This window comes from Bacillus sp. FSL P4-0334 (assembly GCF_038004825.1).
Classification (GTDB): Bacteria; Bacillota; Bacilli; order Bacillales; family Bacillaceae; genus Bacillus; species Bacillus velezensis.
In genome coordinates this window covers 1,819,416-1,839,607 of sequence record NZ_JBBORX010000001.1, presented here as the reverse complement: position 1 = coordinate 1,839,607, position 20,192 = coordinate 1,819,416, and the positions used below count along the sequence as shown (strand labels likewise).

Sequence of the window (20,192 nt, the reverse complement as noted above, 5' to 3'; positions counted from 1 at the left end):
CATATCAATGATCTGGCTTTTTTATGTTCAGCTCCCGGCGGCGGCCATAGAGCGCTTTTGCAGGCTGTCGGAAAGAACTGAATAAGCGACGACTTTCTTTTTCTGCTGTTTGACGACATCTACATGATCTTCGTAGCTGTATACAAACACCGTCACATCTTTTTTCCCTTTTCTCGTCTTAATCACAAGCGGATCAGCTCCGTTTTGCGGATGAAGATAACGCTCTTCATCCCCTGGGTATATATAATGCCGTTCGATAAACACGGCTTCGTTAAAATCATCAATCACCCGGCGTTTGTCTTCGCCTTCCAGACGTTTTCCGCCGAGGGAAACGGCAGCGGACGCGTCACTGAGCTTTGAATGGGTTTCAAACTTGCGGAGGATCCATTCCACCGCTCCGGTAGGAAGGCATGTCAGCACAATCTTAATCAGGCTTATGACAACAATTGAAACAACTGCAATCCATGTCACCTTACATCATCTCCATACTTGTTCTACATGAATCTTAACATAGAAGAAAACGTTGTTTTTTGTACATTATGTGAAACTTGATATATGTTCAAAAAAAATCCGGATCACATAGGTGATCCGGATTTATCAAGTCTGCTTCTGATCGTCAAGGCGGACGACTTCTCTCAGCTCTTCCGCGACAAATTCGACGTTCGGCCCGATAATGACCTGTGCCGTTTTATTCCCCGTTTTGATAACCCCTTTTGCTCCCGCTTTTTTAAGCGCCGCTTCATTAATGAGAGACGTATCCTGCACAGTCAGCCTGAGGCGGGTCGCACAGTGATCAATCGTTTCGAGGTTTTGCCTGCCGCCGAGCCCCTTGAGCATGGCATGTTCTTCGACGGAACCGGCCGTATCTTCACTAAGCACTTCTTCCTCTTCCTCATCATCTTCCCGTCCCGGCGTTTTCAAGTTTAACGTTTTGATGAGCATATAGAAGACGACAAAATAGATCACTGCATAACAAAGCCCGACAACGAGCAGCAAAAGCGGTTTTTCGGCAATGCCGTAGCTGAGGAGATAATCGATCGCCCCCGCCGAGAATGAAAAACCTGACCTGATTCCGAGAACATTCACGATAAATAAAGAGAACCCGGTTAATATAGCATGAACCCCGTATAAAAGCGGTGATAAAAACATAAATGCAAATTCAATCGGCTCTGTAATTCCGGTAATAAATGCCGTCAGCGCGAGACCGATCATCATTCCGGCCGTCGCTTTGCGCTTACTTGGCTTAGCCGCGGCAATCATTGCCAGACATGCGGCCGGAAGCCCGAACATCATAATCGGGAAGAATCCCGTCATATAAGTTCCCGCCGTCGGATCTTTCGCAAAGAAGCGGGCCAGATCTCCCGTTTTTCCGTGAAAATCGCCAAACTGGAACCAAAAAATATTATTCAGCACATGATGAAGACCGAATGGAATCAAAAGCCGGTTAAAAATCCCGTAAATCCCGGCGCCGATTCCGCCAAGCCCGATCATCCATTCCCCGAAAGACGTAATCACCGACTGAATCGGCGGCCACACAAATCCGAAGATCCCCGCCAAAATAATGGTAATCAGCGCCGTTACAATCGGAACGAGCCTGCGCCCGCTGAAAAACCCGAGATATTCGGGCAGCTTCGTATCCTTAAAGCGATTATACGTGTATCCCGCAATTAACCCCGCGATTATCCCTCCGAAAACGGCCATATTATTTGTCGAATTGATTGATTTTACAGCCGCGTCCAGCATGATATAAGAAATTGCTCCCGACAGAGCGGCGGCCCCGTTGCTGTCTTTCGAAATCCCGATCGCGATTCCGATCGCGAAAATCAGCGGCAGATGATCAAATACCGCGGTCCCCGCCGCGTAAATGAACGGAATATTTAATAAGTCCTCTCTGCCAATGGCCAAAATAATACCAACGGCGGGCAGAACGGCAATCGGAAGCATAAATGATTTTCCGAGTTTTTGCAAAAATTGAAGCATTTTACCCATCCCCCTTCTTTTTTCTTAAATATACCACATAAGTTATCTAGTGATCTATACCAATTTTCCTTCATTTATTCACATAAGGCTTGTTGGTTTTCTATTTATAAACCAGTTGTGGTAAGCTTGAATCAGATGATTAAAAATAGAAAGCGGGAATGACAATGATTGTAACGAACGATCAAGAATTAGAAGGCCTTAAAAAAATCGGCAGAATCGTCGCGCTGGCGCGTGAAGAAATGAAGAAAAAAGCCGAGCCCGGCATGAGCACGAAAGATCTTGACCTGATCGGAAAGGCGGTGCTTGACGAGCACGGAGCCGCTTCCGCTCCGGAGAAGGAATACGATTTCCCGGGCGTGACATGCATCAGCGTAAATGACGAAGTCGCTCACGGCATCCCGAGCGCCTCTAAAATCTTAAAAGCCGGAGATCTTGTAAATATCGATATTTCGGCGGAGTTCGGCGGTTTTTATTCCGATACGGGAATTTCATTTGTGCTCGGAGAAGGCGATGAACGTCTGCAAAAGCTTTGTAATTGCGCAGCATCCGCATTTCAGAAAGGATTGGATCAGGCAAAAGCCGGCAAACGCCAAAACCAGATCGGCAGAGCCGTCTATCATGAAGCCCGCTCCAATGGATTTACCGTTATTAAAACGCTGACGGGCCACGGAATCGGCAGAAACCTCCATGAAGCGCCGAACCACATCATGAATTACTATGATCCGTTTGATAACGCGCTGTTTAAAAACGGAACCGTGATCGCGCTTGAGCCGTTTATTTCCACGAAAGCGGAAACGATTGTTGAAGCGGGAGACGGCTGGACGTTTAAAACGCCGGATAAAAGCCTTGTCGCCCAAGTGGAACACACCATCGTGATCACAAAAGACAAACCGATTATTTTAACTGCATTGTAATGTTTCATCTCCCTTCCAAACAGGTATACAACAACTAACCCGAAGGAGGGAGACGCATGAAAAAAGATAAAGAAAAAATCAAAATCGAAAACGAAATACACGCCATGCACGGCGTAACGAAACAGCAGATTTTAGAGGATTTCGAGGAATTTAAGGCGTACCTTCATCAGAAAATTTCCGCCGGAAAAAAACTGGGTCTGGATGACAGCAAAATCATCAAAAGCGCCGCCATCCTCGGGGACTATCTCGCCAAACACGAGGAGCCCCGCAATGCGGAAGAAAAACTCTTACAAGAACTGTGGGACATTGCGGATGACAATGAAAAACAGCATTTGGCCCAGCTTCTCGTCAAACTTGCCGGACACTGATACAGTGCCCGGCTTTTTTATGCTCCGTTATAAGAGTTGTGCTACACTGGACATATGTCTGTGAAAGGAGCCATTTTTCAACATGTGGTTTATTATCTTCGGGTTTATTTTCTTTATTGAAAGCATCATTCTTACCGTTTACGGAGTGAAGAAAAAGAAGGGGATGCTGGTTTATTTCGGCGTCGTTTTCGGAATCATGACACTCGGAACGGTGCTGTTAAAATTAACCGGCCATTAAGCATGAAAAGACCGCCCTTTACATATATATGTAAGAAAGCTTTACATCTCTGAATCGAAAGTCTCAGTTTTTGCGTTATCCCTTTTCAGCGTCTTTTTATAGATGTTACAATGCCAAAAGTTTGGCAAAAACTGAAGAAACTCTCCTCAACGGGAGAACGGAGAAAGGAGTTTTCTGACATGCATTATGGCAGTAAAGGCTGGTATGTAGAAGAGTTAAAGAAAAAAGGAATTACCCACTATGAAGGAAGAAAGCTTCAAAGCTTCAAAAAGTACTTCCTTGCCAATCTGCTGGAAACAAAAAAACAAGCATAACGTAAATCAGCCGTGCTGTCAGTGCAGCACGGCTTTTTTCTATACATTAGTGAGCCTGTCTCTTTTTTTAAGGAAGGACTCCCTCCAGCTTTCTGACAGCGCTTCTTCCCGCAGTATTTCTTCAATCGCTGACAGATTGCCGGAATCACGATATTTCACTTCATTCGCATACCAGACGGAAATGCTTTCTTTTCCTCTCGACAGACGCTTGAGGACGGGACGCGGATCGACATATCCTTCTTCAAGCACCCTGAAATAAAAGCCGGTAAATCCCGTCTGCTGTACACGGAGCACCATATCTTTGATGCCATATTTGAGCGCGAGTTTGACGCAGGGCTGGCGCGGCTGGCTTACTTGAACGACGGCTTCCCCCAGCTGAAAGACGTCTCCGATCCACACGTCTTGTTCGGCCAGTCCTTTGACCGTTACATTCTCCCCGAACGCGGCGGCGGGAAGTTTTCTCGCGAGCGTTGTTTCCCAATATGAATAATGCTCGGCGGGATACACGCACACCGCTTTATCGGGGCCTCCGTGATGCTTCAAGTCGGCTTGCCCGTCCCCGTCAAAATGGGTTTTATACAGCATGACGGGAGAATCTGCGGGCCGCTTTATGATGCCGGAATTGATTTGTCTGCCGGCAAATTCATGAATTGCGGGCTTTCCGAGATTGATAGATAAGACAGAATAGTCTTGCGTCACCTCGTTCACATCCTTTGCGAAATCTCATATCTTTCCTTTATCATAGTAAGAAAAAGGTGGTTTTTCCATGCTTCAATATCATATGATTGCAGACGGCCGGGTTCAGGGCGTAGGTTTTCGCTACTTCGTCCAGATGGAAGCCGACAGACATAAGGTAGCCGGCTGGGTAAAAAACCGTGATGACGGCCGGGTGGAAATCCTTGCCGAAGGTCCTGAAGAGTCGTTAAAACAATTTGCCGAAGCAGTCAGAAAAGGCAGCCCCTTCTCAAATGTCACCGGCATAACCATCGAAGAATCACACCGTCTGAAAGGGTACCGCACTTTTACCATCAGTTACTGATAAGGCTTGTCCTGATAATAATAATTCGGCTTCACAATCGTATTGTCATATGATTTATGGAAAATGTGGGTGGAAGCCGGCGAGATCGGCGGAATCAGCCAGGTCCAGTCGCCCGTCAGCTTTCTTCCCGCGTCTTGTTCCTGTTCTTCAAAGCGTTTAAATTGATTCGCCGCCGTATGGTGATCGACAATGCTGACACCGTGTTTTTTGTATGAATAGAGCACTGCCTTATTCAGTTCCACCAGCACCTGATCCTTCCACAGGTCGGTATTCAGGCTGGCGGAAATCCCCATGACCGCAGCGGCTTTTTTGAGCATATCATACCGTTTTTCGTCAGCAAGGTTCCTTGCGCCGATTTCGGTTCCCATATACCATCCGTTAAAAGGCGCCGCGTTGTACGACAGCCCGCCGATTTCAAGCCTCATATCGGCGATAATCGGAACCCCGTACCATCTGAGATTTAAATCGGCAAACTCTTCAATATCCGGATGGGTGATCGGCACTTCTTTCACGAGCGTCTGAGGCAGGTCATACCAGACCGGCTGCCCGTCCCCTTTCATCCGGAAAAGCAGCGGCAGAATATCAAAATCGGTCCGCTTCCCGCGCCAGCCGAGTTTTTCGCAGACAGCCGTCAGCTCATATGATGCCGGATCACCGACTCTTCCTTTTTCAGTCTCATATCCCGCATAGCGGATGAGCTGGTGATTCCAGATCTCCACTTGTTTTTCCCCATTCTTCTCAGGAGGGAAAATCGTAATCGTCGGTTTAATTTTTCCGCCGTTCGTGGCGATTTTGATATGTTCAAATAATGCGTCGCGCACCTCTTCTTTCGTGTTCACACCGCGCCGGTCAATGACGTTCAGCGATTGCCAGAACAGACGCCCGATACAGCGGTTGCTGTTGCGCCACGCCATTTTCGCCCCGTGTTCAAGCTCTTCCGCCGTATGGACGTAACTTCCCGTCCGATCTATCTCATCTTTTATCGCGTGCAGACGCGCGTTGATTTGCGATTCCATTCCGAGTTCCTGATAGCAGACATCAATAAAATCCTTCGCCTCATCCCAAAGTATTTCCGTATGTTTCAAAAAACTCTCTCCTTCAATTTACATCTGTTTCCCATTGTATCGTTTTTAGGAGTGAACACAATGGTTTTTTTGTATCATACTGGAAACTGCAAAGAAAAAACACCTGTGATGTTCGCAGGTGTTTTACAAAACGGAATGCAGTTTTTCAGCCAGTGTAAGCAAATCCTCACGGTAGTTTTTTCCCGTCATCGGAATTCCGTGACCCGTCAAAAGCGCTTCCGGCTCCAGTTCGGCCAGTTTCTGAACGGATGCGGCCGCCGTCTGCGTATCCGCTGTAAAATAAGCGGGCGGCCCGTGAAGCTCTTGCTTTTGAATGACAACGTCCGCAAGCGATTCCTGTTCAACAGTGATCACGGCATCACCGGCAAGCAGAACGCGGTCTTTATCCCGGAATAATGAAATATGGCCGGGTGTGTGGCCGGGCGTATGCACCCATTTCCATTCTTCAAGAAACGGAACGGTACCGTCTGAAGGCAGTGCCTGAACGGACGGAATGCGGATCGTATGGCGCGGAAACAGCGGTGACAGCTTTGCGACAAGCCCCTTTTTCACATCGGGCCTGGCAGGCGGATAATCCGCTTTCCCCGTGACGTACGGGAGCTCCTTTTCATGAATGTAAACCGGCACATCCCAAAGCTCAAGCAGCTCTTCAATCGCACCGACATGATCAAAATGACCGTGTGTCAAAATGACCGCCTTCAGCTGATACCCCTCTTTGAACCGGCGTTTCATTTCTTCTGTTATCATCTCCGCCGATTGAGGCATTCCAGCGTCAACCAGAATGATTTCCCGCGGAGCTGAGGGATTTTCGATAAAGTAAACATTCGCAATCTGCACGGTCAGTCCGTAAACGCCGTCCGCCGCTTTAAAACCGGCCCCGCTTCTCACTGAAAAAAGCGGCATAAACGGATCACTCATCATGGCACCTCCTCTGATGCCTTTAGTGTGCGACGAACCGGGTGTTTTATGTTAAAAAATCGTGATTGCGCCGATGATGAGCGCAAAGGCCGTCATGACGATAACGGCAAGAACCGCCCATTTCATGGCAAATTTCTGGTGTTCATCAATGGTGACCCCGGCAAGCCCGACTAATAAATGCGTCGACGGCACGAGCGGGCTTAACATATGAATCGGCTGGCCGATGATCGAAGCGCGGGCGATTTCCACCTTATCTACACCGTACGCCACGGCGGTCTCGGATAAAATGGGCAGCACGCCGTAAAAATAGGCGTCATTAGGCATCAGAAATGTAAAAATACCGCTCGTTAAGGCAACAATTGCCGGAATAAATCCCCCCATCTGTTCCGGAATAAGCGATACGAGGGAAATGGCCATCTCATCAACCATCTTCGTCCCCGTTAAAATTCCGGTAAACACGCCTGCGGCAAAAATCATCGAACCGATCGCAAGCACATTGCTCGAATGGGCTGAAATACGCTCCCTTTGATCGTTAAGCTTCGGATAGTTGACAATCAGCGCGATACAAAACGCAATGATGAACAGCACGGTTAAATTCACTTTTCCTGACACTAAAAATCCCACTAAAGAAAGCGTTAACAGTAAATTGAACCACCACAGTTTCGGCCGCCTCCATTCATCTTCCTCAGCCGCAGCCGTTTCATTTGTATGGGACGGCTGCTTTAATTCGATCACCCCGAGCCGTTTCCTTTCCATCCTTCCGAGTACATAAGCGACCACAATCATACACACCATTCCGCTGGCAATGACAGGCAGCATCGGCCCCGTCAGCTCTGCCGGGTCAACGCCGAGCGCACTCGCCGCACGCGGCGTCGCGCCGCCCCATGGTATCGTGTTCATGATACCCATGCCGACACCGGCGATTCCCGCTAAAATAATCGGACGGATTCCGAGCATGATATACAAAGGCAGCATTGCGCTTGTCGTAATCATATACGTCGTCGAGCCGTCTCCGTCCAGTGCGACAAGCATGGTTAAAACGGCTGTTCCGACTACAATTTTGAGCGGGTCGCCTTTAACCAGCTTTAAAATACGCGACACCATCGGATCAAATAAACCGGTATCAATCATAATGCCGAAATAAAGAATCGCAAACATAATCATGACTGCAATCGGCGCCACCTGTTCAATCCCGGAAATCATCATCTCGCCGACCCGGTTAAAAGAAAACCCGGCAAACAGCGCAAACACGATCGGCGTTAATACGAGCGCCGTTAACACTGAAAGCCGTTTTGTCATAATCAGCACCATAAAAACAAGCATCATAAGAAAGCCTAAGATTGCTAACACAGTATGTCCCCCTTATCATGAATACGCTTACATTTTAAAGGCCCGATCCCCTTTATCCGCCTTTTTGCTATCTTATGAGAATTGGATATTGAAGTAAATATTTTGGATTTTAAAGATTTTTAATTTTTTATAACCTTTTCGTTCATTTTGTTCATTTATAAATAAAAAGCCTCCCGCAAATATGCGGAAGGCTTATTTTTCGCTGCTCATCATCTCTTTATAAAACTCGGTCTGCTCTTCTAAAAAGCGTTTTGCGCCGCTGCTGTTTTTATAAAAGCTCTCCCAATCCCGTTTTTTCAACATTTGCTTCCACTCCGCGGATGAGGTAATCTGTTTCAAAGCCTGATCCCAATAGGCGATCTCGCCTTCGGTCATGTCTTTCGGCCCCATGATGCCTCTCCAGTGCGCAAAGACAAACGGCACCCCCTGCTCTTTCCATGTCGGCACATCGCTGAAGCCGGAGAGCCTTTTGTCCGACGTAACGGCCGCCAATGTGATTTTCCCTTTCCGATAGGCGTCTCTCGCTTCTGAAATGGTCATTGAGGCGGCGTCTATCTCGTGGCTGATAAGAGCTTCAATGACTTCATTGCTGCTCCCGTATTGAAAAAAGCGGATATCAAACGGAGAAATTCCGGCCATTTCCGCCGCTCTCGCAAAGGAGAGCTGGTCATCATTTCCGAGGCCGGGCGCAAATCCGATTTTTATGCCGCCCGGATGTGCTTTAATATCGCCGAGCAGCCGCTTTCCGCTTTTTATCTTTGAATCCTTCGGAAGAGCGACGGTCTGCCACTCTTTTGCGATAATGGCCAAAGGCGTAAAATCAGCTGCCTTCAGCCGGCTTTGTCCCAAAATTTCATTGCTTAACAGCAGGCTTGAATTCATACTGATGACATCCGTTTTTCGTTCGTTTACATATTTCCAGCCGCTGTCTCCGCCTCCGCCGGGTTTATAGACGATCTTTACGGGACGGCCTAATATTTGCTTCCGCTCTATAACCGATTGCAAAGCTTTTGCCGTTACGTCCCAGCCCCCTTGAGGCGCCGCCGGGACGACAATTTCAACCGGCCCTTCGGCTGAACGGATGCCCGCCATCTGCCGTCCGTCAAAAGAAACCAGCGCCGCCAGCATGACAAGAAGCACTCCCAACCGCTTCATTTCTCCCATCCCTTATTCATGTGCTAAATAATATTTCCGTTCCGGCCTGCCGATAATGCCGTACTCTAATTCAGCGAGCGCTTCTTCCTGAGAAACGAGAAACTCGGCGTAGCGCCGCGCCGTTGTTCTGGAGGCGCCCATTTTTTCGCCCAGTTCTTCGGCCGTCATCCCTTTTTGGGCTTCCCTGAGCGCGTTTTTGATTTTTTGAAGTGTAATCGAATTAATCCCGGTCGGCAGATCATTGAGCTGTTTTTGTTCTTTCTGACCGCTTCCGAAAAACATGTCGATAACGGACTGGCTCAGCTCCGGCTGTGAGTGCAGCCATTCTCTTTTTTCCCGGTACTGCAAAAGCACTTCTGTAAATTTATGTGCCGACACCGGCTTTATGACATAGTGGGAAACGCCTGACCTGAGCGCTTCCTGCAGCAGTCTTGTTTCGGCAGAAGCCGTAATAATGATGATATCAACGGAAGGAAAACGGCCGCGGATAAGGGGAAGCAGATCTGTCCCCAGCTCATCAGGCATATAAATATCCAAAAGCAGCAGATCAGGCTGCCGTTTCTCAAGCAGCGATATGGTGTCTTTGGCATTGATTGCTTTACCGATGACATTGAATCCATCAAGATGTTCGATAAATTTTTCGTGAATTTGCGCTATTCGAAAGTCGTCCTCTGCAATCGCGATGTTAATCACAAAGATTCCCCCTTTGGCGTTTCTTTCGGTATAAACACCGTAAATACGGCACCGCCGCTCTTTTGCTGCGAAATCTCTATCGATCCCTGCAATTCACTGACGGCTTCTTTCAGATTGGCTAAGCCGTATCCTCTCCTCGTCCCCTTTGAAGAGTAGCCCTTTTCAAATATCGTTTCTGTTTTTTCCTGAGGCACGCCGTCTCCTGAGTCCGCCACTTCGATGACGATATCCCTGCCGATATCGGTCATAAAAAAGGCGACCTCTTTTTTCTCTTTTTCGGCGACGGCTTCGAAAGCGTTATCAATAAGATTTCCGATGATCGTAATGAGCTGAGATGAACCCACATGCTCCGGCAGCGATTCTAAAAAGCTGTTTTCATCTATTGAAAGCTTCACTTTCTTCTCAGACGCCTTTCCCATTTTTCCTAATAGTATGGCCTGAACCCGCTGTGAATGAATGTTTTGAAAGAGGATTTCGTGCTGTTCATTCTGGATGGCGTACTCTTCTTTTATCAGTTCAATGGCTTCATTATATTCTCCCAGCTCTAACAGACCGAGGATCGCGTAAAGCTTATTCGAGAATTCATGCGTTTGCGCCCGAAGATCCTCTGAGTATTTTTTCATTTCAGTCAGCTTGTTAATGAGTTTCTTGAGCTCCGTTTTTTCGCGGAAGCTGATCACCGCTCCGTATACTTGTCCGGTCTGCTTCATTTCTTTCACGTTTAAGATAAATACTTTATCTCCGGCACGCACCTCCACGTTCGGCGGTAATTCTCCCCCTGCCAACACCGGCATGAGATTTGCGCCCGGCATGATTTCTTTTATATGCCTTCCGATCATCGGTTCCGGAAGATTCAGCATATCAGCCGCAGATAAATTCATCATGGTTACCGCGCCTTCTTTGTTTACGGCGATAATCCCTTCTTTAATCGCAAGGAGCATCGCATTGCGCTCCCTGTACAGCGCTGCAATTTCATGCGGTTCAAGGCCGAGTGTATCTTTACGGATGCTTTTTGCGAGCGCCGCCGCTCCCCCGATGCCGATAAGAAACACCAAACATGCAAAATAGCCTAAATGCCGCAGATGCGCTTTCATATCTTTTTCTATCTCATCTTGTAAAAACTCGACTGTCACCGTTCCGACGACTTCGTTATGATTTTTTTCCTCCAAAATAACCGGGGCGCTCCCCCGGACAGCCTTCATTCCGTCGGAAACCGGTGACCCGCCGAACATGACGGTTTTATTTTGCAGATTTTGATTTTCTTTCGGAATACTGCTTCGGGCCGAATGAAATGCAACATGCCCTTTTTGATCAGTGATGTAGACGGCGTGCGCGCCTGCCTGTTCTTTCATTTGTTCAATGACATCTAACTTTGTAAAAGCCTCTTGATCCGCAAGCCGGAACGCCTCTTTTACAGGAGGCATGTATGAAATGGTTTTTGCCGTTTGCACCGCCAGCTGTTCAGCCTGCTTCTGGCCTTCCTTTAATTGCTGAAAGGCAAATATAACTGTGAGCGTTCCGATGACAAGTATTAATAAAGCCGCAATTAATCCGGCGATTTTCATTTGCAGAGAGACATAAAACCGCTTCGCTTCCAACACAGCACCAGCCGTCCTTTCCTCCTAAAATCATACCACTTTTTAAATCTTTGTTTCTCACTTTTTAGAATTTTCGTGATCTTTTTCTCTTGTCATTTCTTTCAAAAAGTGCAGTCTGGTATAATTTCCCTCAAGAGAGATAAGAAGGATGAACTTTTTATAATCGCTGCGCAAAAAAAGACTGACAGAAGCCAGTCTCGGGATGTTTAACAGCGGACGTATATTCAGTTGAAAAAGTGTTTCTCTATGATGGCCGAGATACATTTGAATGACCGGAAATATCAATCAATTTCCCTTTGACGGCCAGGCGTCCTTCGGTTCTTACCGCTTTGTCGCATGTGATTAATGTAATCTCTTTATCTTTTGTCTCCTGAATTGCGTTTGCTTCTATTTCTGAAATCATGGTTTTTGATGTTACAGAATAAATATAGTCTTTTCTAAAGTCGGTCATCACGATTTGCGCGCCTTTTTTTATGTGTAAAAGAGGGCCGAACAATAGGTTCTCCTGCTTCAGATGGTGGCCTGCCAACGGGTAGTTTCCCTCGCCCATTTTCTGATCCGGACGCATAGTTGCCGCGCCGATCAGCAGGTTTTCATTGGTTGTGCCTTTTAAAATCGGAAGGTCTAAATCGATGCTGCTGATGGTTATCCGTCCGATTATCGGTTTTGGTTTGCGATTAAAACTTGACTGAACTGTTTCCCTGAAACCGGGCGGATGAATGGATTCAAAATCATAGTCCGCTTTTTTCATGTTATTTTTCCGCGCTTGTTCTGCGGTCAATTCCGATTCAATTTGGCTTTTACTGAGGTACGCGATCAAACAGCCTTTCATGAGAGGAGAGGAAATGAGAAGCAGCCCGGACAAAATAAGAACGGCAATGATCATTTTTTTAACCATGAAGAAAATTCCTTTCTTGTACGTCATGCGGTGAATATTTGGTGAGAAATGATTCTCTTTTTAAAAAAGCACCTGATCGATTCTTACATGATCAGGTGCGATAACGTCTATCTATTCCTTGCTTTCTTCTTTCTTGATACAACAGCCGCGGCTCCGCCGGCTAATAGCAGCAGAATACCGGCCGTGACCGGCATCATACCGTCCGTATCACCGGTTTTCGGCAGGTTTTTGCCTGTATCCGAGTGATTGGTTTTACCATTGGTATCAGGATGATGCCCGCCTTGATTCGTTTGATGATTCGGTGTGTCTTTCCCAGGTGCGGGATTTTTTAATTTCTTATTAGAAACGACGACCTCAACGGCTTTTAACTGTCCTTTTTCAATTGTGAATTCAATTGGTTTTTCGTTCAGCTGATAGCCGTCAGGCGCTTTTGTTTCGATAAATCGATACTGCCCGGGCGCTAATCCTTTCACCGTAAACCGGCCCTTTTGATCCGTCTTCCATACCGCCGGCCGTTCTTTGCTGCCGCCGGTGTTTACCGGATGTCCGGCAGAATCCGTGATCGTGAATTCAGCACCTTCCAGCACCTTATTTTTATCGTCATGATCCACTTTTGTCAGTGTGACATCACCAGGCGTCAGTGTATTCTCCGCACTGATTTCGACTGGTTTTATGTCGGTATTTGTGATCTTGAATGATATTGGCGTTTGATCCAAACTGTAAAGTTCAGGCGCTTTTGTTTCGATAAATTGATATTCGCCCGCTTTCAGTCCCCGTACAATAATTTGTCCGTGCTCATCTGTCGTCAGACCCTCTGTCAGTACTTTGCCGTTTGCATCTGTCAGATTAAACTTCGCACCTTGCAGGACTTTCCGTTTGTCACCTTGATCCAATTTTGTGAGAACAACGCTGTTCTTGATGTTAACTGCAGTCAGGGCAGCCTGATTCGGTTTTCCGCTGTTCTCAGCCTTAATCGTAAACGGCACAGGGGTTGTTGACAGCAGATAACCATCCGGCGCTTTTGTTTCAACAAATTGATAGTTTCCGGGCGCCAAACCGCCGGCGTCAATTTTGCCGCCTTCTTTTGTCATCAGATCGTCTCTTACGGTTTTTCCATCACTGTCAATGATTTTAAATACTGCACCGTCTAAAACGTTTCCGTCTTGATCCTTCTTGATCAGCTGGACAGAGCCTTTATAGTTGACGGCCGTTCCTGCGTCAGTTGACTCCGGCTTTCCTTCCGCTGTTTCTGAGATGGTAAACTCTTTTTTCTCCGTATTTAACACATAACCGTCGGGTGCTTTCGTTTCGATGAAGGCGTAATGACCCGGTGCAAGACCGGATGTTTCTACTTTTCCGTCCTTATCTGAAACCAGATCTTCTTTAACCGTTTTTCCATCACTGTCGACGATTTTGAAGACTGCACCTTCAAGCTTCTTGCCTTCCGCATCTACCTTCGTCAGCCGGACAGAGCCTTTATAGTTGACGGCCGTTCCTGCGTCAGTTGACTCCGGCTTTCCTTCCGCCGATTCTGAGATGGTAAACTCCACTTTCTCCGTATTTAACACATAACCGTTGGGCGCTTTCGTTTCGATGAAGGCGTAATGACCGGGTGCAAGGCCGGATGTTTCTACTTTTCCGTCCTTATCTGAAACCAGATCTTCTTTAACCGTTTTTCCATCACTGTCGACGATTTTGAAGACTGCGCCTTCAAGGTTTCGGCCTTCCGCATCTTCCTTCGTCAGCCGGACAGAGCCTTTATAGTTGACGGCCGTTCCTGCGTCAGTTGACTCCGGCTTTCCTTCCGCTGTTTCTGAGATGGTAAACTCCACTTTCTCCGTATTTAACACATATCCGTTGGGCGCTTTCGTTTCGATGAAGGCGTAATGACCGGGTGCAAGGCCGGATGTTTCTATTTTTCCATCCTTATCTGAAACCAGATCTTTCTGAACCGTTTTTCCATCACTGTCGATGATTTTGAAAACTGCGCCTTCAAGATTCCCGCCGTCTGCATCTTTCTTCGTTAATGCGGCTTTTCCTTGATAATTCACCATTGATCCCAATTCAACATCAGGTACTTGATTCTTTTCGTTCTTTGCGATTGAGAAGTGAATGGCTTTTGTGTTTACGATAAACCCTGATGGGGCTTTCGTCTCCATCAGCCGATAGTATCCGGCGGGCAAACCGTTGATCTCAACTTTCCCATTTTTATCGCTTTCAATATTATTTTTTATCAGAGTATAGGTGCCGTCGCTTGATTTTTTCTCAAGCTTAAATACAGCACCGGCCAAAGGCTTGTTGTTTTCGTCTTTTTTGATAAGCGTCACCTTATTTTTTTGATTTATGACTTTATAGAGTGCTCCTGCAGCGGAGGATTTGCCGTCAATCGTAACGGAGACCCCGTTTACATAAGCATCGCTGATGGTGTAGCCGTCCGGAGCTTTTATTTCTTTCAGTACATAGGTTCCGTAACGGATATTCCCAAACGTAAGTTTACCGGCATCGTCTGTTGTGCCCGTACGCAGCAGCTGCTTGCCGTCTTTAGACCATAATTGAAAGCCGGCTCCTGAAAGAGATGTTCCGTCTGATCCTGTTTTAGATATCGTCAGGCTTCCCTTCTCTCCTGATCCTGAGCCGCCGCCGCTTGAAATGGCGACAAACACTGAGCTGTTGTTCTCTTGGGTCTGCTCCTCAACATTTGTCCCTGATATCGACACTTTGTTGCTGACCTGACCGCTGTTGCCGGAAATATTAATGAGAGAACGATATTGTATGACATACGCACGATCGATTTGTTTATAGCCGCCTATAAAGGTAAGGACAAATGATTGTTCACCGGTGGCATTGTCAGTTTGCATATCTACTTTATAGTCCTTATCTTTCTCAAGCTGCACATCACCCGGAATAAGATTTCCGCTGCTGTCTTTCATAACGCCGTTCTCATTATATTTTGCTTGATATACTTTAAAAGAATCTTCATCTATTATTTGATTCTCATCCGGGGTGTCTTTGACTTTTACGTCATCCAGTGTCGATTGGCTGGCATTGACATTGATGTTCCAATCGATATTGTTTCCGTTCTGTTTGCCGCCTTTAGAAATCAGGTTTCCTCCGTTTGCGATGGAAACTGAACCCGTCAGCGTTCGGTCTGCGTGGTCATTATTAAAGTACTCTGCTTTGTTTGTGTATTGATTCTGTTTGATGACCTGGCCTTTTAATGACGTTTTAAATTCAATCAGGTATGGTACAGCGTCATCTGTTTTGAGATGTACGGTTAACGTATTTTTGTTGCCGTCTGACGGCTCCTCTATTTCATATTTTGAAGGATCCAGCGCCTCTCCTTCAGTGATGGAGCCGTTTTTGCTGATGGTATACGATTTAACAGCAACCGATCCATGCAAAAATTGCTGACCATCTGTGATCGTATCTTTTATATAAGGATTTTTTGAAGGTTCGCCATTATAATTAATGCCGACTTTCCATGTGATTTCTTTTGAAACGGCGTTGTATGAGCCGTTTTTGAATCCATTATGGGACGTCTGATTGTTCGGTGTGAAGCCGCTCGATTCCTTATTTGTGCGTTTGCCGCCGTTTTTATCCGTCCATGTCGACTCAGCCGTATTCTTAATGGGTTCGTTTGAAAAGTCAGCGTTGAATTTTGTCTTATACGTGATCTTAAACTGACTGTTTGTTTCTGCATAATCCCCGAACAATGCTATTGTAAAGCCTTGATTTCCGGGTTTTTTTGTTAATGTATAGTCTGTTCCTTCTTTCAGCGTTTTGTTATCAGTCGTGTCTTGCATGTGAAATGAATCGTCAATGAGCGCCAGGCCTCCGCTGGTGAATTGATCATCCAGCGTCCAGTCTTTCATTGTGTAACCGTTTTTATTAACTGTGATTGTCCAATCAACCGTCTTCTTCTCATAGTCTGCATTTGAATAATTTTTGATCAGATTCTGCTGAATGGCGGTTCCCGGAGTTTCCTTTGATTCCCCTGTATCTGTCATTGCTGTATTGGTGTATTTGACAGGACTGTCAATAATGACCCCATCGTTGACTTGAGATTGATAAATGATCTTATATGCTCCTGTGACAGTTTGCTTGAATTTTATTTCAAAGCCGTTCCCGTTATCAGTCAGCGTATAATCCTCACCCTCTTTTAATGGGGCGCCCTCTTGTTCGCTGCCGTTCTGGCTGAATGTAATCGGAAGGACTTTCAATGAACCGGGAACAAGATGCAGATCGTCTGATCCGAACGTATCCTTGATGCCGGCTTTGGATTGATCAATCTTTTTCTCACCGTAGTTGTACATAACAGCCCAGCTGAACGTTTGGGATTCTCCTTTATAACCTGTCGAAGATTTTTCTATCATTTTTCCGTAACCCGCTGTTACGGAAGCTTCCGCAGAAATCGGCTCCGCATTGTCTCCGCTGAATGCCGCCTTGTTTGTCAGCGTGATGTTTCCGCCTTTACCCGGCTTTGCCTCATCTTTAATTTCCGTGTCATATATGAGCCGGTAGGCTGTATCGATCGTCCCGGCGAAGGTGACATTACCGTTTTCGCCAACGGTATAACCTGAAGTTATCTCATTTCCCTGACTCACCGAGCCGTCAATATTCACATCAAGTTCATACACTTTCACAGAGCGGAAAATCAATTCGTCCGGAAGGCTTTCAGTCAATTTCGCATTTTTAACTTCTTCTTCCTTTTTATTAAGATCAACCGTCCACGTTACCTTTCCGGGATTAATACCTTTATCCAATGACCCTGATTTCTCAATGGTTTTATTGACATTCGGTTTAAAATAAACCGTTACGTCCGGCGTATCAGAGTTAACCGGAAACTTAATCTTTTGTGTGGTTGATCCTTTTATTTCTTTCTGATTGAATTGGGTGTTTACATACAATGACCCCTTGACGTTAGAATCTTCTTTTACCTCGCCGTTAAACGTCATGATGACATGGCCGCTCGTATTAATGGAAAAAGTTCCGTACGTACTATCGCCGTCGGTCAATGGCTGGTTCGTAATGTCATTATGCATGATAAATTCTTTAGGCAGATCAAATTCATATCGATCACCGTCGTTTATTGTTTTCCCCAGCTCATTCGGAATCGCCCATTGAATGGTGATATTTGCCGGAGAGTTCGTATTCGCAGGGTTGTTTTTGTCATATGGTTTTCCTTTTTCATCCGTCAATTTCACATCAGTTAAAATATTTTGCGTAATCCGGCTTCCGCCTGATTGAAGGCTTTTAGCGGCAGATTTGCTTGAAACCGCCATTTTTGATTGACTGCGTTTAGCAGAAGGTTTTGGTTTCGTTGTCTGTTCTGCTTTCTCCCCGCCGTCTGCAGATGCTGATTTTTTCTCTGTCTTTTCCTGAGGTTCAGCAGGTGTTGAAGAGGTGTTTTTTTCTGTTTCGGAATCCGTTGTTCCGTCTTTCTTCACAGGTATTAACACCTGCTGGGTCTTGCCGGCATCCAGTTGAAAAAGAGCTTTTGCCATTTTCGTCTCATCTGTTATGTCGGGAGTAAACTTCGCCGACAGTGTAATGGAGCCTTTGGCATCCCCGGCATCCGCTCCAGCATCGTTCACTTTCACTTCCAGCGTGCTGCTGTTTGCTTCAGCTTTATATATACCGATCACCCGATCAGCTGATGTCAGCTCACCTTCGGCATCGTTATCTAATGTAAAACTTTCCGGAATCTTTATGGTGATATTCCGGTCGCTTGCATCTTCCTTGTTTTTTAGTGACCATTCGTATGTCAGTGTCACTTTATCTCCCGGTGCTAAAGCCGGTTCACTGGCTTTTGACCCGTCAACAGTCTGCTGTCTGCCGTCTTTGACTGCAACTGAATCAAAGAACCCGCTCTCGCTTTGTTGTGATCCGGAAGCGGCTGCGATCGGAGTAAAGCTGACAACCTGGCTGAAGATGAAAAACAGCGTGAAGCATGAAATCAATGCCGGCCTCAGCCTTTTGCTTTTTTTCGGGCTGAACGAAAAGTTCCTCACTCCCAAGTCTTATTCCTCCCCTTTTATATAGACTTACGTTCGAACAAGCCGGTAAGCATGGGATTCTCCTTATCCGAACCAAACTACATTGTATGAAATCGGCCTATACAAATTCTGTACATGGGATCATTTCAGAAATAGCGCACAAAAAAAGACCGGCATCAGCCGGTCCGGTCATTCAATCGTCAATTGATTTTATCTTTTAATTGTTTATAGCGTTCGTATTCCTTTATCGCCTCTTCTACCTTTCCCAGTTTATTAAATAACTGCAGTTTGTATTGTATAATTTTATCGTCACCGGGCTCTATTTTCTCAACCTGCAGGCAAATGTCCATCGCTTGATGATCATTCTTCTTTTGGATGAGAAAACCAATCAGTTCGTACGCTTTGCTGAGCCACAGATGGGCAAGACGCGCTTTTTCCGGCTCCGCCCACAGATAGCCATTCTCCATGAGATAATGGTTCTCATATGACATGACAATGTTCATGTGCCGGGTTAGTGCAGCTGCGCTGAGCGGAGGAGCCTCTTTTAATGTTTTTTCCCATTCAACTGTATCAACCTTTACCCCGGAAAGCCGGAGAATGTATCCTATATCGGTATTTTCTATTGATTGGCTGAAGGGCAGCTGACCGATTAATTTCCGTATCTGATATATTGTCGAGTAGAGCTGGGTGCTTGCTTTTGATATATCATAAGCAGGCCAAAACATCTCCATCAGCATGTCTTTACTGACCGTGCGCCCTTGATTAAGAAGTAAAAATGCATACAGTTCACGGGCTTTGGATGTTCTCCACTTGACTGTTATGTATGTTTTGACACCATTTACCGATTGATAAAAGTCCAGGTTCCCAAAACATTGTATAACATAATCCGTCCCGGTATTCTCTTCTGCCGTCCTGAGTTTTTTATTCATTCGGATCCGCTCAACAGTTGTCAGCAGCCGGGCATTGTCAACCGGTTTCAAAAGATAATCGACAGCATTTAATTCAAACGCTTTGATCGCGAATTCATTATAAGCGGTGATAAAAATAACTTGGATATTTTCATTGACCTCCTGAATCGATTCAGCAAGCTCAATACCGTTTATCCCGGGCATTTCAATGTCAAGAAACACCGCATCAGCTGATGAAAGCTCCGAATGCTCCAGAACTTCTGCCGGATCTTGAAACGTTATAATAGATTGAAAGGCGTTTGTCCGCTCAAGCATACGATTAAAATGAAGCAATGCCAGTTCCTCATCATCCACAATTAACGCTTTCAAACCGCATCCCACCCGTCAATATAGATATATCTGAAAATAATTTCAATTATACCATGTCCAATGCCCTATATAGTTGGATTCTTTTTCTTTCTCTTGTTGTATTACAACGTTTGTGATTACAATATTTATACATTACATAGGATAATAGAATGCCCCTGAATGGGATAAAGGAGTAATGATGTGAAAGAAAAATTTATTTCCATTTCGATTATTTGCGGCTACGCTGCTTTCTTTATGATTTTTATGGTCCTGAATCATTTTTCAGGATCATCCCTCCCCCAAGCGGAACAGGGCGTGATCAATCTGGAAAAGTGGGATTTTCAAAAGGATGGAATGTCCAGCTGAACGGGAAATGGATTCTATATCCAA

General features: G+C 45.9%; 18 protein-coding genes. 6 read left to right on the top strand and 12 right to left on the bottom strand.

The window, feature by feature from the left end:
- Window positions 1-27: 27 nt before the first annotated feature.
- Both NSQ37_RS09410 and nagE read right to left on the bottom strand, forming a co-directional pair.
- On the bottom strand, window positions 28-471 hold the full coding sequence (locus tag NSQ37_RS09410; protein WP_007408492.1) for a YfmQ family protein: 444 nt from the start codon (window positions 469-471) through the stop codon (window positions 28-30).
- A gap of 126 nt (window positions 472-597) precedes the next feature.
- On the bottom strand, window positions 598-1,980 hold the full coding sequence (nagE, locus tag NSQ37_RS09405; RefSeq protein WP_061581201.1) for an N-acetylglucosamine-specific PTS transporter subunit IIBC: 1,383 nt from the start codon (window positions 1,978-1,980) through the stop codon (window positions 598-600).
- A 164-nt stretch (window positions 1,981-2,144) separates the two neighbouring features.
- Between nagE and map the strand changes: the two genes are divergently transcribed.
- The 4 genes from map to NSQ37_RS09385 all read left to right on the top strand — a co-directional run bounded on the left by map (window position 2,145) and on the right by NSQ37_RS09385 (window position 3,814).
- The gene (map, locus tag NSQ37_RS09400; RefSeq protein WP_007408490.1) at window positions 2,145-2,894 is read left to right on the top strand and encodes a type I methionyl aminopeptidase; all 750 of its coding nucleotides are present in this window, start codon (window positions 2,145-2,147) and stop codon (window positions 2,892-2,894) included.
- A 56-nt stretch (window positions 2,895-2,950) separates the two neighbouring features.
- Window positions 2,951-3,262 carry a DUF3243 domain-containing protein gene (locus NSQ37_RS09395; protein ID WP_003155607.1) on the top strand — a complete coding sequence of 104 codons (312 nt, stop codon included), beginning with the start codon at window positions 2,951-2,953 and terminating at the stop codon, window positions 3,260-3,262.
- Window positions 3,263-3,344: 82 nt separating this feature from the next.
- The gene (locus NSQ37_RS09390; protein WP_007610027.1) at window positions 3,345-3,500 is read left to right on the top strand and encodes a hypothetical protein; all 156 of its coding nucleotides are present in this window, start codon (window positions 3,345-3,347) and stop codon (window positions 3,498-3,500) included.
- Window positions 3,501-3,679: 179 nt separating this feature from the next.
- Window positions 3,680-3,814: a YflJ family protein gene (locus NSQ37_RS09385; RefSeq protein ID WP_003155609.1), complete on the top strand. Its 135-nt coding sequence runs from the start codon at window positions 3,680-3,682 to the stop codon at window positions 3,812-3,814.
- A 39-nt stretch (window positions 3,815-3,853) separates the two neighbouring features.
- Here the strand turns inward: NSQ37_RS09385 and NSQ37_RS09380 are convergent, their stop codons facing one another.
- Window positions 3,854-4,513, bottom strand: coding sequence for an MOSC domain-containing protein (locus tag NSQ37_RS09380; protein WP_015239385.1), 660 nt, complete (start codon window positions 4,511-4,513; stop codon window positions 3,854-3,856).
- Window positions 4,514-4,580: 67 nt separating this feature from the next.
- Between NSQ37_RS09380 and NSQ37_RS09375 the strand changes: the two genes are divergently transcribed.
- Window positions 4,581-4,853: an acylphosphatase gene (locus NSQ37_RS09375; protein ID WP_025284412.1), complete on the top strand. Its 273-nt coding sequence runs from the start codon at window positions 4,581-4,583 to the stop codon at window positions 4,851-4,853.
- Here the strand turns inward: NSQ37_RS09375 and nosA are convergent.
- The 9 genes from nosA to NSQ37_RS09330 all read right to left on the bottom strand — a co-directional run bounded on the left by nosA (window position 4,847) and on the right by NSQ37_RS09330 (window position 19,823).
- Complete coding sequence (gene nosA / locus NSQ37_RS09370; protein ID WP_007408487.1) at window positions 4,847-5,938, bottom strand: nitric oxide synthase; 1,092 nt, start codon at window positions 5,936-5,938, stop codon at window positions 4,847-4,849. The genes NSQ37_RS09375 and nosA overlap by 7 nt on opposite strands.
- A gap of 123 nt (window positions 5,939-6,061) precedes the next feature.
- Entirely contained in the window at window positions 6,062-6,856 is a 795-nt protein-coding gene (locus tag NSQ37_RS09365; RefSeq protein WP_099566490.1) for an MBL fold metallo-hydrolase, read from the bottom strand.
- Window positions 6,857-6,907: 51 nt separating this feature from the next.
- Complete coding sequence (locus NSQ37_RS09360) at window positions 6,908-8,206, bottom strand: citrate:proton symporter (RefSeq protein ID WP_099566489.1); 1,299 nt, start codon at window positions 8,204-8,206, stop codon at window positions 6,908-6,910.
- A 192-nt stretch (window positions 8,207-8,398) separates the two neighbouring features.
- Window positions 8,399-9,361 carry a tripartite tricarboxylate transporter substrate binding protein gene (locus NSQ37_RS09355; RefSeq protein WP_012117061.1) on the bottom strand — a complete coding sequence of 321 codons (963 nt, stop codon included), beginning with the start codon at window positions 9,359-9,361 and terminating at the stop codon, window positions 8,399-8,401.
- Window positions 9,362-9,373: 12 nt separating this feature from the next.
- Window positions 9,374-10,054, bottom strand: coding sequence for a response regulator (locus tag NSQ37_RS09350; protein WP_012117060.1), 681 nt, complete (start codon window positions 10,052-10,054; stop codon window positions 9,374-9,376).
- The gene (locus NSQ37_RS09345; RefSeq protein ID WP_085341813.1) at window positions 10,051-11,655 is read right to left on the bottom strand and encodes a sensor histidine kinase; all 1,605 of its coding nucleotides are present in this window, start codon (window positions 11,653-11,655) and stop codon (window positions 10,051-10,053) included. Before NSQ37_RS09345 ends, NSQ37_RS09350 begins: the two co-directional genes overlap by 4 nt.
- Before the next feature lie 241 nt (window positions 11,656-11,896).
- Window positions 11,897-12,550, bottom strand: coding sequence for a class A sortase (locus tag NSQ37_RS09340; protein WP_025284410.1), 654 nt, complete (start codon window positions 12,548-12,550; stop codon window positions 11,897-11,899).
- A gap of 107 nt (window positions 12,551-12,657) precedes the next feature.
- A complete protein-coding gene (locus NSQ37_RS09335; protein WP_341123606.1) occupies window positions 12,658-18,567 on the bottom strand; it encodes a SpaA isopeptide-forming pilin-related protein in 5,910 nt (1,969 codons plus the stop codon).
- A 179-nt stretch (window positions 18,568-18,746) separates the two neighbouring features.
- Window positions 18,747-19,823 carry a response regulator gene (locus NSQ37_RS09330; protein ID WP_043020659.1) on the bottom strand — a complete coding sequence of 359 codons (1,077 nt, stop codon included), beginning with the start codon at window positions 19,821-19,823 and terminating at the stop codon, window positions 18,747-18,749.
- 180 nt (window positions 19,824-20,003) lie between these two features.
- On the opposite strand from NSQ37_RS09330, the gene NSQ37_RS09325 reads away from it, so the two are divergent.
- Window positions 20,004-20,168, top strand: coding sequence for a hypothetical protein (locus NSQ37_RS09325; RefSeq protein ID WP_327943650.1), 165 nt, complete (start codon window positions 20,004-20,006; stop codon window positions 20,166-20,168).
- Window positions 20,169-20,192 lie beyond the last annotated feature (24 nt).